This is a genomic window from Candidatus Thiothrix sulfatifontis (assembly GCA_022828425.1).
GTDB classification, from domain to species: domain Bacteria; phylum Pseudomonadota; class Gammaproteobacteria; order Thiotrichales; family Thiotrichaceae; genus Thiothrix; species Thiothrix sulfatifontis.
Window position 1 is genome coordinate 3,639,042 of record CP094685.1, and the last position, 14,455, is coordinate 3,653,496.

Here is a 14,455-nt window from a genome sequence, read left to right on the forward strand (position 1 = left end):
GTCGCATGACAGAACAGGAACAAACTACCCATTTCGGTTTTCAACAAGTACCCGTTACGGAGAAAGCTAGTCGGGTTGCGGGCGTATTTCATTCAGTAGCCGACAAGTACGACGTAATGAACGACGTAATGTCATTTGGCGTGCATCGGCTGTGGAAACGTTACACGATTGATGCGGCAGGCGCGAAACGCGGCAACCGCGTGCTGGACTTGGCAGGCGGTACCGGCGACTTGGCTGCCAAGTTTGCACGGATCGTGGGCGATGACGGTGAAGTGATTCTTTCCGACATTAATGCGTCAATGCTGGAAAACGGGCGGGAACGTCTGACGGATAAAGGCATTGGCGGCAATGTGCGCTATGTGCAAGCCAATGCGGAATGCCTGCCATTTGCTGATAACCATTTCGACATTATCACCATTGCGTTTGGGTTGCGGAATGTCACCGATAAAGACGCGGCACTGCGCTCGATGTACCGCGTGTTGAAACCGGGCGGACGCTTGCTGGTGCTGGAATTCTCCAAGCCAGTCGTACCCGGTTTAGCACCGATCTACGACCAATATTCGTTCAAATTCCTGCCGATGATGGGCAAATTGATCGCAAATGATGCCGAAAGCTATCGCTATTTGGCGGAATCTATCCGTATGCACCCCGATCAGGCGACCCTCAAAGCCATGCTGGAATCTGCCGGGTTTGAGCGTGTCACTTACACCAATATGACCGGCGGGATTGTCGCATTACACAAAGGCTTCAAATTCTGAGCCTGTTGCGCTGCTTGTTTCTTGCGCTGTAAATAGGCTTTATGCCCCAGCGCAGGCAAGCTCAAACTTGCCAAAAACGCCACCAACACCAACCACTTCTGCTGATCCGTAAACGCCCACTCCCCCCAGCGGAACGGAATGTAGCAATACATCACCACCAAATGGTAGGCAAAAACCTGCAAAGAATGCTGCCCCAAAAAGCCTAACCAACGCGCCGGTAAAGCCAACAGCTTCAACACGTTATAACGCCGCTGCCACGCAATTACCCCCGCAATCACGTACACAAACGCCAAGAAATTTGTCAAGCGCAGCCACGCCAAACTGTCCCGCCCAATGTGGCGGTATTCCTGAAACCACGCCGCAATCGGAGACAGATCACGCGACACGTAGCCATGCCGTTGCAAATACAATCCCACAATGACCAGCAAACCAGCCGACCACAACCAGCCATTCACACGCGGTAACGCGCCCTTGCTGTTAAAACGCAAGAAACCCAACACCATGCCCAGCACAAACAAAAATTGCCAAGCCATGAAATCAAACGCACCGCCCCGCAATAACAAGCCTTGCGGCAACAAAGCCCACAGATCGCGCCCCCAGCCATATTGCGCTGCCAGCCAAAAACCGCCACTGCCCAGCAGTACCATTGCCACCCCAATCGCTTGGTATTGCAGCATCAAACGCAACCCGAACGGTGCAGCTAACATCAACACCACGTAAAGCGGCAACACATCGAGCATCGGCGGCTGGTACACCAATAACAGTCCCGACAGCAAAGCCCGTGCTGGCTCCACCTGCATTTCATTGGCAAAACTCGTCCACGGTGCTCCCGACCATTGCGTTGCCACCGTGAACACAAACACCGCCAGCAATACCATTAAATGGTAAAGGTAAATCACCCCGGCACGCTGCCACACGCGCTGTTCCAGCACTTGCCCACCAGCGGTGTGATAACGGCTGTACACCAACGCCACCAACATGCCGGACAGAAACACAAAGCCTTCCGCCGCGCTGACATACCCCGCAAACTCATACAAATGCTGGAAAATCGGCTCACCAAAATGGTCAGCGGCCATAATGATCAACATCAAGCCTCTGAGTATATCCAGCGAAATATCACGCTTCATCGACGACGAATTCCTTGCCTTACGGCGTTGTTAGGGCTACGGGGCGCAACTATACGAGCACGCGCGGATTCTGCCAATCATATACCGCTAGACGTCACTTAAATTCTGCTCTACTATTTCTCACGGAAATTCCCTAGTCAATCTCGGCAACCCACTGAGCAACATAGCCCTCTTCGGTATCCTCACCACTATGAAATCTAATTTGTCTATCTGGCTCTTATCATTTGTGCTGCTAACCCTGAATAGTGTCAACACTTATGCCGCTGACGGCTGCTTCGCACACGTCAAACAGGTGGCGGAGCAACTCTCCCGCCAGCCATTCAGCAAAACGCCCATGATGAAAGTGGATACGGGGCGGATCACCTATGACCACTACCAGCACATCAAGTTCAAAGGCAACCAAACCTTTTGGCGCGACGAAAAGCTACCGTTTCAACTCGAATTTATGCATCCGGGGATGCACTACATTCACCCCATCGAACTGTTTGCTTGGGAAGACGGCGCCGCCACCCCCATCAAATTTTCGCGCAAGTATTATGACTACACCGAAGTCAAAGGCTTAAACCTCGAAAACGATGAACCCAATATGGGGTTTACTGGCTTTCGCATTCTCGCCAAACTTGGTGGCAAACATTCCAGTTACACCGAAGCACTGGTGTTTCAAGGGGCAAGTTACTTCCGTGCACTGGGGCTGGATCAAAAATACGGCCTGTCGGCACGCGGGCTTGCCATCAACACCTCGCTGGAAGGCAAAGAAGAATTCCCCGATTACACCAAATTCTGGCTGGAAAAACCGGCGAAAAACGCAGACACCTTGGTCTTTTGCGCCCTGCTCGACTCCCCCGCGACCACGGGTGCGACCCGTTTCGTGTTGACCCCCGGCAACAGCACTGAGATGGAAGTCGAAACCCAGCTTTACCCGCGCCAAGACATCACAGAAATCGGCATTGCGCCGCTGACCAGCATGTTTTTCCACGGTGAAAACTCCCAGCAACATTACGGCGATTACCGCCCCGAAGTGCACGATTCTGACGGCCTCATGATTCAGAAAGGTGACGAATGGGTATGGCAACCGCTGTGGGAAGTGCCTTATTTCAACTTCCAATCCACCCCTGTCGAAAAACTTAACGGGTTTGGCTTGCTGCAACGTGATCGTGACTTCAACAATTATCAGGATCTGGAAGCTTGGTATCACGCCCGCCCCAGCGTCTGGATAGAGCCGCTGGAAGATTGGGGCAAAGGCAGCGTGCAGCTTTTACGTTTACACACCGAATCCGACATTGTGGATAACATCGTGGCATACTGGAAAAGTGATGCAGGCAACGCTTTCCGCCACCTGCACTACCGCATGTCCTGGCGTTCGGATGAACCACCCGCGCATACTTTGGGCAAAGTTGTGGCAACACGCGCAACCAATAAAGCCGTGGATGGCTTGCCCGGTCACAAAGGCCGTATTCGTTTTATTGTCGATTTCAATGATGTGCCGAAACGGGATAAAATGCCGCAAGTAGAGTTAGTATTCAACGGCGCAGGCCAAACCAAACCGGCGGTCATCCAAGAGAACCCTTACGTAAAAGGCTGGCGGGTGATTGCGGCGGTATTCCCGGAAACGTGTGACAAACCCATGACCGTTACCATCCGCCTGACAGACGGTAGCAACCCTGTGAGCGAAACGTGGTCTTACCCTATTCCTGAGTCACTGTGCCTTGCACCTTGACCAGCAGTCTTAACAACAATAATAACGGTATTACTGTTAATAACCCTTGAGTGGATTGACAAACAAATGACTGAACAACTAGCACAAACTGACGTAGCAAAAACCGAGACAAACACCCCCAGCAATGCGTGGTTAATTGCCCAAAAACGCGCCAATGATTACCTGAAACTGCACCGCTTACTGGATTCCGAACGGGAACGCCTGTTAGCACAAATCACTAAAAAACTCGCACGCGCTGGGCTGTTTTCCGAGCAGGAATTGATTCATTTGTTCATCAGCACCGCGCAAGAAGAACTGGCGCTGTTGCAAGCGAAAGAAAGCGACAATCGCACCCCCACCGGGCCATTGTTTGAGCGTAGCAGCATTCGGGTTGCGCCCTTGCAAGCAATCACCTTGCTGCCTTCATCGCGCCCGCGTTCGCGTTTACTGCTGAAATGAGTCAACAACCCGACGAGCAAATACCTTGGCAAGCAACCGCCAGACAGCGGCGTGTGGTATTTTTCTCTACTATTGCCCTATTGACTGGCTTGGCGACGTTCTGGCTGGGAGCCAACTTGCCCGCTGCACTGCCTTTGGTGTTGCAGGTATTGGTGCTAATTCCGTTTGCGGTGCTGTTTTTGTGGTTAGCCTTGGGGTTTATGACCGCCGTGACGGGGCTATGGGTGTTGAATTTCGGGGGGCAAAACCGTATTGCCAGCGCACCGACGTCGCCGCTACCGCAGTTGCAAACTCGCGACACTACCGCGATTTTGCTGCCGATCTATAACGAAGACATCGCCTACGTTTACGCCGGGCTGCAAAGCATTTACCAGTCGCTGGAAAAAACCGGGCAGTTGCACCATTTCGAGTTTTATATCCTCTCGGATTCCGACGATGCCAGCAATTGGCTGCGCGAAGAAGCTGCGTGGTCGGCGTTGTGCCGCACCGTGGGTTCATCTGACCGCATCCATTACCGCCGCCGTAAACACCGTACCAAAAAGAAAAGCGGCAATGTGATGGATTTCTGCCGCCGTTGGGGTAAACGTCACCCCTACATGGTGGTGCTGGATGCTGATAGCTTGATGACCGGCGAAGCGTTGGTGCGTTTGGTCGATGCCATCGACCGCAATGAGCGCGTCGGCTTGATTCAAACCCCGTTGTACACCATCGGCTTGGATACGCTGTACGCTCGCGGGCAACAATTCGTCAATCGCTTGTACGGGCCGATATTTTTTGCGGGTTTGCATTGGTGGTGGCTGGGTGAAAGCCAATATTGGGGGCACAATGTCATCATTCGCACCCAAGCGTTTATGGGGCATTGCCACCTACCCAAGTTGGAGGAAGGCAATACCTTGGGCGGTGAAATCCTCAGCCACGACTTTGTGGAAGCGGCTTTGCTCAACCGCGCCGGTTGGGAAACTTGGCTGGCTTATGACATGGAAGGCAGCTTCGAGCGCCCCCCACCGACCATGACCGATGCGCTCAAACGCGACCGCCGCTGGTGTCAGGGCAACTTGCAACACTGGCTGATTATTTGGGCGCACGGCATTCCGCACCTGCATCGCTTCTTGTTGTTGGGCGGGATTATGTCTTACGTCAGTTCCCTCATTTGGCTGGGCTGGCTGGTTGTATTAACCGCGATTGCGGTATTTTATCCCACACTCACCTTGATTCCGCTAACTGACGGCAACAGCGCTCTTTTGGTGCTAACGCTCATTTTATTATTTTTCTACAAAACGTTTGGCATAGCCGAAACGGTGCGCAAAGGCACTGCACACTTGTTTGGCGGCATCACCGGACTAAGCGCCAGTGTGGTGACAGAAACACTGCTGTCGATGCTCACCGCCCCCGTGCGCATGATGTATTACAGCAAATTCGTGGTGCAAATCCTGCAAGGCAAACGTGCCGTGTGGGGAACGCAGCAACGCACTGGCGGTGGTTCGACTTGGGCCGATGCTTGGCAGGAATTCGGCTGGGTCAGCAAAACCGGGGTTGCGTGGGGCGTTTTGCTGCTGATTTTCAACCCCATGACTTTTTTGTGGATGTCGCCGGTTATCGCAGGCTTGGTGCTCTCGGTGCCGTTGGCCATGTTGACCAGCGTGCAAACTAGCTTGCAAACCAACTTATTCCGCACCCCGGATGAGGTTGCACCGGATTATATCCTGCAAGCCTTTGAGAAAAATTACGCTGAAATGTTGGCGAACCCGTGTATCTCCACCCGCGATTTGTTTATCCGCGTGGTGGTCGATCCGCTCGCCTTCCGCCAGCACATGACCTACATCCCACACCGCCAGCACGTCCCCGAAGGCACGCGCCAGCAACGTGAAGAACAGGTCAAACGTTTGTTGGAACAAGGCCCCGGCGCGATTTCTAATAGTGAACGCCTGATTATTCTGGAAGACGACGACATGCTCACGCAACTGCATACGCAAGTGTGGCAATTGCCGGAAGCACGGTTCCACGAACACTGGATGTCGAAGCTGTAACGCAGGACACGGTTGCACCAGACAAATCCTAGCGCTGCCTTAGGATTTGTCTGGTATGCAAGCTCAAGACGTCAACCGCCGATAAATATCCGCCACCTTCAACGGCAATTTCTTCACATCATCAATCTCCACCCAATTGGCGTGACCGTACATGTGCGGCAAATAATCCTTGCCGCGCTGATCAATCGTAATGCAAAACGGATGAATCCCCGTCCGCCGCGCCTCAAACAAGGCTTGCCGCGTATCCTCAATCCCATACTGCGTATTGTAGATGTCGAAATAGTCTTCCGGCTTGCCATCCGACAGCGTAATCAGCAAGCGGGTTTTCGCTTCCACCGTATTCAGCTTCTCGGTCAAATGGCGAATTGCCACCCCCAAACGGGTGTAATCTTTCGGCACAATCCCCGCAATCCGCGCTTTGGTGGCGCTGTTATACAAATCGTCAAACGCTTTAATGCGGTAAATTTCGCAACGCTTACGCCCAATCCCCGAAAAGCCGTAAATCGCGTAACGGTCGCCCAGTTTTTCCAACACTTCACACAACATCACCAAGGCTTCACGCTCGGCATCGTTGATCCACCCTTTGGTGCTGCCGCTCATATCGACCATGAACATCACCGCCATGCTGCGATCCGCCCGGTGCATGTGCTGAAACAGCTTATCGCTCATTTCGCTACCGTCGCGGCTATCCGCCAGTGCTTCCACCAGCGCATCAATGTCCACGTCATCGCCTTGCGACTGGCGTTTCAGCAAACGGTTTTCATCGCGCATCGCCTCGAAGGTGCGCCGCAAATGCTTGATCATGCCCTGATACTTATCCAGCACCTTATCGACATACGCCGGGTCGCCGGGGGGCAATTCCAATTCACGCAATACGCACCAGTTCTTGCGGTAATGCTGGCGGGCGAAATCCCACTCGCGGTACAAAAACGCCCCCTCTTCGTGGTAAATCCCTTTCCACACATCCTCAATGTCTTTTTCTTCTTTTTGGTACAAGGACGGATCGTATTCCCCATCCCCCGCAGGCACTAAAAATTCCGGCGGCACATCCCCCCAATCCAACATAATCGAAGTCAGCAACTGCTTCACGTCTTCCGGCGGCGCAATCGGCTTGTCATCCAGCACCAACTCCATGCCCTGCCCCTCTTGCACCTCGCGCATCTCAAATTCCGGCGGCGTAACCTCCTTCTTCTCTTCCTCACCCTCTTCTACGTCTTCCGGTGGCTGAGCGGAGTCGAAGCCCATCTCCTTCACCAACTCCGCCAACTTCACCCGCAATAAAATCTTTTCCCGCTCCATCCGCGCCAACATGCAAGCAGTAACAGCATCAGGATTCAACCTAGTCTGATACACCGGCTGCGGAATCGGCAACCCCAACACCTGCGGCACTAACGCCAACACATCCTCAATCGTAGCAGAGGGCGTATGCAACACCCCCCGACACGTCTCCCACATCCCATGTAGGGGCGTATTGCATACGCCCTCTTCCCGCATTTCATCCAGCCGCAAGCGCTCAATCCGCTGCATATCACGCCACAACCCCGGCAATTCACGCTCCATATACGCTTCCAAGCGCAAGGTATCGAGCGCATGAAACGCCGCCAACGCCTGTTCCCGATCAGGGTAATCAGCAAACGCCGTCGCAAAATCCACCCGAAAACTGCCAAAACGCGTCTGCGCCCACATGAACGCCACCTGCGCCTTGCACAACAGGAAATTATCCTTGGATTTGACCAATTTAGCAGTAATGTTCGGCAAATACAGCGTTTCACTGTCGGTATACACCGACTCGCCTTGCGCCAATTTCAGCCGCCGCCCCGACAAACCACACACGAAAGTCGACAAAATCGACTCCACTTCATCAAAAGCAACCCCTTCCGCGTGGGCATGAGCGCTTTCCAGAAAGCTATCGACCTGTTGAATCACCGCCAAGGCCGGACGCAACCCCTGCTGGTCAAAAGTATCTGCCGCGTGAACTGCCCACGCCTCGATCACGCGCCGTTCCAAGCGATCCAACGCCTCCACCACGCGAATAATGAATTCGTGGCTAATGTAAACATTGGTGGTTAGCAAACGCTCCGCCCAACCGAGGATGAAATCTTGCGTATTCCGATCCAAATTGACCAAGCCTTGCACCAATTGCTCGACTTTCAGCCAAGTAAATTCAACTTCATACAGTTCCTCAAGCCGCTCCAACAAAGTGGCGTAAGCATAGGGTTGCTCCGTTGCTTTCAAACCCGTCTCCTAGAATAGTGCGCCAATCAGTTCATTAATCGCCGCAATCATGTCGCTGTCATCCGTCAACGCCAGCGCAATCGCCCCCTGACACGCCGCACGCGGCTCGACACCTTTGGAAATCAGCTTGCCCGCGTGTACCAACAAGCGGGTGGATGCGCCTTCTTCCAAACCGTTGTCTTTCAAATTGCGGGTCATTTCGGCAAGTTTCAGCAATTTATCGGTCACGGCGGGGGCTAACCCAGTCTCGTGCATAATAATTTCACGTTCCAGCGCCGGTTTCGGGTAGTCGAATTCAATGGCGACGAAACGCTGGCGGGTGGATTGCTTCAATTCCTTCAACACGCTTTGGTAGCCTGGGTTGTAAGAAATTGCCAGACAAAAACTGTCCGGTGCTTCCAACAATTGCCCCAGCTTTTCAATCGGCATAATGCGCCGATCATCCGCCAGTGGGTGAATCACCACCATCGTATCCTTCCGCGCCTCGACAATTTCATCGAGGTAACAAATGCCGCCGGAACGCACCGCCCGCGTTAACGGGCCGTCGACCCACACCGTTTCGCCGTTCTTCACCAAATAACGCCCCACCAAATCGGAAGTCGTCAAATCGTCGTGGCACGACACCGTAATCATCGGACGGCGCAACCGCCAAGCCATGTATTCCATGAAACGGGTTTTGCCGCACCCCGTCGGGCCTTTCAAGAGCAAGGGCAAATGGTTGGCGTAAGCGGCTTCAAACAGCGTGATCTCATTGTTTACTGGCACGTAATACGGCTCTTTTTCAATGAGATAAGTGGAAGGGTCATGGATGATGGCGTGATGGCTGGCGGTAGCGGCATTCTCCACTGCGACGAACTCCTGTGGTTATTTGACATCAAGATGTCATAATCATAGCAGTACCAAAGGCTGTAAGGGTATTCTGTGACAGAACCTAACGCAGTTAACCAACCATCAGGAAAACTGGCAAGCGCAGCGACGCAATGCTAGAGTCAGAAGCATTCCTAATAACAACAATAACGGCTATCACCATGAGTACAACAGAAGCAGACCTCGACTTTGCCCCCCCTGTCCAAGACAAAAATCTCGACATGGTGCGCAATATCCTTTTCGGCGAACAAACGCGTGAAAACGACAAGCGCCTCGCCAATCTGGAACGTTTCGTCAAAGTCTGGACAAACTCCGTGCGCGACGAAATGCGCAAAAACATGGACAGTCTCAACCACGAAATCCACATGCTGCAAGACTTGCTGGATCAAGAAGCCAAAGCGCGCATGGCAGATACCGCGACTGCCCGCAAACATTTCGAGCACAGCAGCAAAGGCATCGAAAACCTGCAACGCCAATTGCAAAGCAGCGAAACCATACTCAACGAACGCATTACCGCCGAATCCAAACTGCTCAGCCAAATCATGGAAGAGCAACGTAACGATTTGCTCAACCAACTCAAACAGGCGACAGAACAATTACGCCAAGACAAAATTGACCGCAAAATGTTGGCTTCCCTGTTAGAAAACGTCAGCCATCAACTGGCAGGTGACAAGGCATAAGCCATGCAAGGCACGCCCGATATTTCACAGCTACGCCACCTGCTGTTCGGCAAGGATTACGATGCTTTATTGGCATTAAAAGCGCAGTTTGAAAGCTCCGAGCGCTACACGAGCAGTGTTGCCAATATCATTGCCGAAGCCATTCAGCAACGCGAAACCCGTGACGGTAGCATCTCCGCCGCGTTAGCGCCGACCGTCGAGCAAGCGCTCACCCACGCGATTAAGCAAGACCCGAAACGCTTTGCCGATGTGCTGTACCCGGTGATGGGGCCTGCTATCCGCAAATCCATCCAGCAAGCGTTGAACGAAGCGCTGGAAAATTTCAACCGCCTGCTTGAGCAAAGCCTCTCGGTAAATTCGTGGCGCTGGCGTTGGGATGCATGGCGCACCGGGCAATCGTATGCGCAAATCGCGATGCTGCGCACCTTGGTGTATCAGGTGGAACAAGTCTTCTTGATCCACCGTGACAGCGGCTTGCTATTGCAGCATGTCGCTTCGGAAAACGTGGCCAGCAAAGACCCGGAAATCATCTCCGGCATGTTGACCGCGATTCAGGACTTCATTAAAGATTCCTTCGCCACCACCGGCGACGACATGCTCGACACCCTGCGCTTGGGCGAACTCACCGTCTTGGTCGAACACGGCCCGCTGGCGGTGCTTGCCCTGGTGATACGCGGCACAGTTCCCGCCGAATTACGCGCCCTGCTTGCTGAAACGGTGGAAAATATTCACCAGCAATACCGCCAACCACTGCAAGCTTATCAGGGTGATGCCAGCGTTTTTACCAGCATTGAACCCTTGCTCCGCGACTGCCTGATTAAAAAACAACAGCAATGCGAAAAACGCCCGCCATGGTTAGCGTACTTATTACTGGCGACCGTGGCGGGTGCACTGGGCTGGTGGATATACCAATACCAACAAGCCCAAGCCGCAGAATTGTACCAACAGCGGCAGGCAGAACTGGCGCAACAAGCCGCAGTACAAGCATTGCGCGAACAGTTGGCACAACAACAAACACAACAGGCTTCCTTGCAAGCCTCGATACAAACCTTGCTCGACCAGCAAAATCACCAACAGCAGCGCAGCGCACAACAAATCGCTGCCGACACCGCTGCACTGGCAACACTCACCCAGCAAATCGAAGCCGCCAACTACCCGTTTGAAACAGCCAAGGCAGACGTTCACCCGCAACACCCCGCCATTATTGCCCTGGGCAAACACATCGGCGAACTGCTGCAAACCGCGCAACGCATGGATAAAACCGTGCAAGTCATGATTGTCGGCAATGCGGATGACAGCGGCAAGGACACCTTTAATCGTGAATTGGCGCAACAACGGGCTGACAACTTACGCACTGCGCTGATAACCTCCGGTGTACCGGCGTTCGCATTGGTGGCCTATGGCGCACAACATCCGGGGCTGCCCAGCCATTTGCAAAAAAACGAACGCAGTACCCACTACCGCGTCAGCCTTTACTAATACCAGCGAGAGAATCATGATTCAGCAAAAAATATGCCTGTTAGGTTCCTTCTCGGTAGGCAAAACCAGCCTGATCCGCCGTTACGTTGACAGCCTATTCAGTGACAAATACCTCACCACTGTTGGCGTCAAAATCGACAAAAAGCAGTTTGAATTCAACGGCAACACGCATTCCCTAATGATTTGGGACATTGCGGGCGAAGACGATTTCACCAGCATCCGCACCGCTTATTTACGCGGCATGTCCGGCTACATTATCGTCATCGACCCCACCCGCCCGCACTCGTATGAAACCGCATTGTCCATTCATGACATGGTGAAAACCACGGTCGGCAACTTGCCAGCCGTGTTTGCCCTCAACAAAGCCGACCTAAAACCCACCTGGCAACTCGAAGCCCCGCAACACCAACACCTGCAACAACTGGGACACCCCATCGTCGAAACCAGCGCCAAACAAAACGTCGGCGTTGAAACCGTGTTCCTGAAACTGGTCGAAAAATTAGGAGGCCAACATGGATAAGTTGCTCGCCAATATCTGTGCTTCGCTGAACATTGCGGTATTCTGCCAACGCGCCAATGGTGAATTTCAGCTACTTTCCCCTACCCCCGACTGGCTGGTGTTTTTCCTAGGTCAATCCGTCTCAACCGAATGTGCACTTACTCACACCTTTCCCTATCTCACCTGTTTCATCGACGATGCCGAACAACACTGGCAAGCACGCAACGCCACCCCGTTATCGTCCGGTGTTTGGGTCGAAATCGACGAACTCGGCAATGAAATCGCCATCGAAGCCAACGCCTTGTGGGTCGACGGGCAAGCCGTATTGCTGCTCAACAACCTAGGTGAAAAATACCGCAAAGAAGTCAGCCACCTGCAACAACTCCGCGAAGGCTTGCTCACCCAAGAAAAACTCGAAAACGAAGTCCAAAAGCGCACCCTCAAAATCAAACAGCGCGAAGAAGAAATCGCCATCAAACTGGTCAGCCTCACCAGTTACCGCGACGAAGAAACCGGCGCACACGTCAAACGCATCGGCTTATACGCCGCCGCCATGGGCAAAGCCTTGGGCTGGGAAACCCAACAGATTGACGATATTCGCATTGCCGCCCCCATGCACGACATTGGCAAAATCGGCATTCCCGACCGTATCTTGCTGAAAAAAGGCAAACTCACCGATACCGAATTCGCCATTATGAAACGCCATACCGAAATTGGCGCAAAAATGCTGCAAGACTCCCACATCCCCGTGCTCGACATGGCAGCCGATATTGCGCTGTGCCACCACGAAAAATGGGACGGCTCCGGCTACCCACGCGGGCTGATGGGCGAAGAAATCCCTGTTTCCGCCCGCATTACCGCCATCGTCGATATTTACGATGCCCTCGTACACGAGCGCGTCTACAAAAAAGCCATGAGTGAAGCGGAAGCGCTGGAACTCATGGGCAGCATGACCGGCTCTCATTTGGATGCCAAACTGTTCGAGGTATTTTTAGGCTTACTGCCGGTGATGCGCCGGATTCGCCAGGAAGTGAACGAAATTAACGAGTTACTGGTATCTTACTAAAGCGTGGAACAGACCAACGCCACAGCCGTTCACCCAGCAACACTGCCAATAATACCGCGTAAATCAGCGGCACCTCCGTGCGTGCCTTGCTGTCTGCCAGCCACCAAAAATGCAATACTCCTAATACCGCCAAGGGGTAGATTAGGGTGTGCAGCCGTTGCCAGTTGCGCCCCAGCTTGCGGATCGCGGCTTTAAACGAGGTTAGCGCCAACGGCGTCATCAACACAAACGCCAACATTCCTACCGTAATGAAAGGGCGTTCCACAATGTCATACCAGATTTCTGCCCAATCGAAAAACTGGTCAAGCCACAAATAACTCAGTAAATGCAACACGCCATAAAAAAAGGCAAACAGACCAAGCATACGCCGCAAGCGTATCCCTTGAACCCAGCCTGTTGCCTGTCGCAGTGTCGAGAGCAATAACGTCAGCAGCAAAAACCGCAACGTCCACTCCCCCAAACTGCGCGTAATCGTTTCAATGGGGTTCGCCCCCAAGGTGTCTTGCCATACGCCCCAGCCTAACAATGCCAACGGCAACAATGCCAATGCAAACACGACCGGCTTGAAGACTTTGGTGAAATACGGCTCACGAATCTGAACAGAAGTTTGCGCACGCATCAGTAGTTCTTCCGTAAATCCAAGCCGCTGTACAAACTCGCCACCTGTTCGGCATAACCGTTGAACATTAGCGTGTCGCGCTTGCGGAATTCACCGATACGGCGCTCTTTACGCTGACTCCAGCGCGGGTGATCAACTTCAGGGTTCACATTGGAATAAAACCCGTATTCACCGGGCGCCGAACGCCCCCAACTGGTATTCGGTTGTTCTTCCACAAAACTGATTTTGACAATCGATTTAATGCTTTTGAAACCGTATTTCCACGGTACCACCAAGCGTAACGGTGCACCGTTTTGATTCAGCAAATCTTTGCCGTACAAACCCGTTGCGATGAAGCTCAAGGGATGCATCGCTTCATCCATGCGCAAACCTTCCGCGTAAGGCCAGTCGAGCACATTGCGTTTTTGCCCCGGCATTTGTTCCGGGTCAAACAGGGTTTCAAAACTCACGTATTTGGCTTTTGAGGTTGGCTCAAAGCGTTTCAGCAAATCCGCTAATGGAAAGCCGAGCCAAGGAATGACCATCGACCAACCTTCCACGCAGCGCAGGCGGTAAATACGCTCTTCCTTGCTGTGCGGTTTGAGAATGTCTTCTAGGTTAAGTTTGCCGGGTTTGGCGCATTCGCCATCGACGGTAACGCTCCAAGGTGAGGTTTTCATAATGCTGGCGTATTGGGCAGGGTCGCTTTTATCCGTGCCAAATTCGTAGAAATTGTTGTAGGTGGTAATGTCGTCGAAAGGTGTTTGTTCTTCATCGGTCGAAAACGTTGATTTCGCCGCTGCACTCAAGGGCAAACCGCTTGCCCCGATTAAAGCGATACCCCCCAGTGTTTTGAGAAAATCGCGACGCCGCTGGTAAAGCGCGTAGTCGGTCACGTCGTTGTCGGTCAGATCGAATGGGCGTTTGATTAACATATTAATACCTCCTTGGTTTATGCTATTAC

General features: G+C 52.9%; 13 protein-coding genes. 8 read left to right on the plus strand and 5 right to left on the minus strand.

The features are described from left to right. Positions 1-5: 5 nt before the first annotated feature. Positions 6-758 (plus strand): bifunctional demethylmenaquinone methyltransferase/2-methoxy-6-polyprenyl-1,4-benzoquinol methylase UbiE, encoded by a 753-nt coding sequence (gene ubiE, locus L3K52_18225; protein ID UOG92097.1) that lies wholly within the window; start codon positions 6-8, stop codon positions 756-758. Here ubiE and L3K52_18230 read toward each other — a convergent pair. Continuing rightward, the gene (locus L3K52_18230; protein ID UOG92098.1) at positions 704-1,885 is read right to left on the minus strand and encodes an OpgC domain-containing protein; all 1,182 of its coding nucleotides are present in this window, start codon (positions 1,883-1,885) and stop codon (positions 704-706) included. The genes ubiE and L3K52_18230 overlap by 55 nt on opposite strands. Before the next feature lie 202 nt (positions 1,886-2,087). On the opposite strand from L3K52_18230, the gene L3K52_18235 reads away from it, so the two are divergent. The 3 genes from L3K52_18235 to mdoH all read left to right on the plus strand — a co-directional run bounded on the left by L3K52_18235 (position 2,088) and on the right by mdoH (position 6,067). Beyond that, entirely contained in the window at positions 2,088-3,602 is a 1,515-nt protein-coding gene (locus tag L3K52_18235) for a glucan biosynthesis protein (GenBank protein ID UOG92099.1), read from the plus strand. A gap of 66 nt (positions 3,603-3,668) precedes the next feature. Next, positions 3,669-4,040, plus strand: coding sequence for a hypothetical protein (locus L3K52_18240; GenBank protein UOG92100.1), 372 nt, complete (start codon positions 3,669-3,671; stop codon positions 4,038-4,040). Further along, complete coding sequence (gene mdoH / locus L3K52_18245) at positions 4,037-6,067, plus strand: glucans biosynthesis glucosyltransferase MdoH (GenBank protein ID UOG92101.1); 2,031 nt, start codon at positions 4,037-4,039, stop codon at positions 6,065-6,067. Before L3K52_18240 ends, mdoH begins: the two co-directional genes overlap by 4 nt. A 63-nt stretch (positions 6,068-6,130) precedes the next feature. Here mdoH and L3K52_18250 read toward each other — a convergent pair whose 3' ends face one another. Together L3K52_18250 and L3K52_18255 are read right to left on the minus strand one after the other, a co-directional pair. Further along, a complete protein-coding gene (locus L3K52_18250) occupies positions 6,131-8,302 on the minus strand; it encodes a nitric oxide reductase activation protein (GenBank protein UOG92102.1) in 2,172 nt (723 codons plus the stop codon). Positions 8,303-8,311: 9 nt separating this feature from the next. Continuing rightward, positions 8,312-9,088, minus strand: a complete 777-nt coding sequence (locus L3K52_18255) for a CbbQ/NirQ/NorQ/GpvN family protein (protein ID UOG94037.1) — start codon at positions 9,086-9,088, stop codon at positions 8,312-8,314. A gap of 242 nt (positions 9,089-9,330) precedes the next feature. Here L3K52_18255 and L3K52_18260 point away from each other — a divergent pair, with 242 nt between their 5' ends. The 4 genes from L3K52_18260 to L3K52_18275 are packed head-to-tail and all read left to right on the plus strand — an operon-like array spanning position 9,331 to position 12,893. Next, positions 9,331-9,849, plus strand: coding sequence for a hypothetical protein (locus L3K52_18260; protein UOG92103.1), 519 nt, complete (start codon positions 9,331-9,333; stop codon positions 9,847-9,849). 3 nt (positions 9,850-9,852) lie between these two features. Further along, positions 9,853-11,328, plus strand: coding sequence for an OmpA family protein (locus L3K52_18265; GenBank protein UOG92104.1), 1,476 nt, complete (start codon positions 9,853-9,855; stop codon positions 11,326-11,328). A 16-nt stretch (positions 11,329-11,344) separates the two neighbouring features. Next, positions 11,345-11,848: a GTP-binding protein gene (locus L3K52_18270; protein ID UOG92105.1), complete on the plus strand. Its 504-nt coding sequence runs from the start codon at positions 11,345-11,347 to the stop codon at positions 11,846-11,848. Further along, positions 11,841-12,893: an HD domain-containing protein gene (locus L3K52_18275; protein ID UOG92106.1), complete on the plus strand. Its 1,053-nt coding sequence runs from the start codon at positions 11,841-11,843 to the stop codon at positions 12,891-12,893. Before L3K52_18270 ends, L3K52_18275 begins: the two co-directional genes overlap by 8 nt. Here the strand turns inward: L3K52_18275 and L3K52_18280 are convergent. Continuing rightward, complete coding sequence (locus tag L3K52_18280; protein ID UOG92107.1) at positions 12,868-13,512, minus strand: sulfoxide reductase heme-binding subunit YedZ; 645 nt, start codon at positions 13,510-13,512, stop codon at positions 12,868-12,870. The two genes, L3K52_18275 and L3K52_18280, sit on opposite strands and share 26 nt — an antisense overlap. Next, positions 13,512-14,426, minus strand: a complete 915-nt coding sequence (msrP, locus tag L3K52_18285) for a protein-methionine-sulfoxide reductase catalytic subunit MsrP (protein ID UOG92108.1) — start codon at positions 14,424-14,426, stop codon at positions 13,512-13,514. Before msrP ends, L3K52_18280 begins: the two co-directional genes overlap by 1 nt. Positions 14,427-14,455 lie beyond the last annotated feature (29 nt).

What these genes read in the sequence shown, in the direction of transcription:
- L3K52_18260 (UOG92103.1), top strand. Translation starts at nt 9,331, where the DNA reads ATGAGTACAACAGAAGCAGACCTCGACTTTGCCCCCCCTGTCCAAGAC.
- L3K52_18280 (UOG92107.1), bottom strand. Translation starts at nt 13,512, where the DNA reads ATGCGTGCGCAAACTTCTGTTCAGATTCGTGAGCCGTATTTCACCAAA.
- ubiE (UOG92097.1), top strand. Translation starts at nt 6, where the DNA reads ATGACAGAACAGGAACAAACTACCCATTTCGGTTTTCAACAAGTACCC.
- mdoH (UOG92101.1), top strand. Translation starts at nt 4,037, where the DNA reads ATGAGTCAACAACCCGACGAGCAAATACCTTGGCAAGCAACCGCCAGA.
- L3K52_18275 (UOG92106.1), top strand. Translation starts at nt 11,841, where the DNA reads ATGGATAAGTTGCTCGCCAATATCTGTGCTTCGCTGAACATTGCGGTA.
- msrP (UOG92108.1), bottom strand. Translation starts at nt 14,426, where the DNA reads ATGTTAATCAAACGCCCATTCGATCTGACCGACAACGACGTGACCGAC.
- L3K52_18240 (UOG92100.1), top strand. Translation starts at nt 3,669, where the DNA reads ATGACTGAACAACTAGCACAAACTGACGTAGCAAAAACCGAGACAAAC.
- L3K52_18230 (UOG92098.1), bottom strand. Translation starts at nt 1,885, where the DNA reads ATGAAGCGTGATATTTCGCTGGATATACTCAGAGGCTTGATGTTGATC.
- L3K52_18265 (UOG92104.1), top strand. Translation starts at nt 9,853, where the DNA reads ATGCAAGGCACGCCCGATATTTCACAGCTACGCCACCTGCTGTTCGGC.
- L3K52_18270 (UOG92105.1), top strand. Translation starts at nt 11,345, where the DNA reads ATGATTCAGCAAAAAATATGCCTGTTAGGTTCCTTCTCGGTAGGCAAA.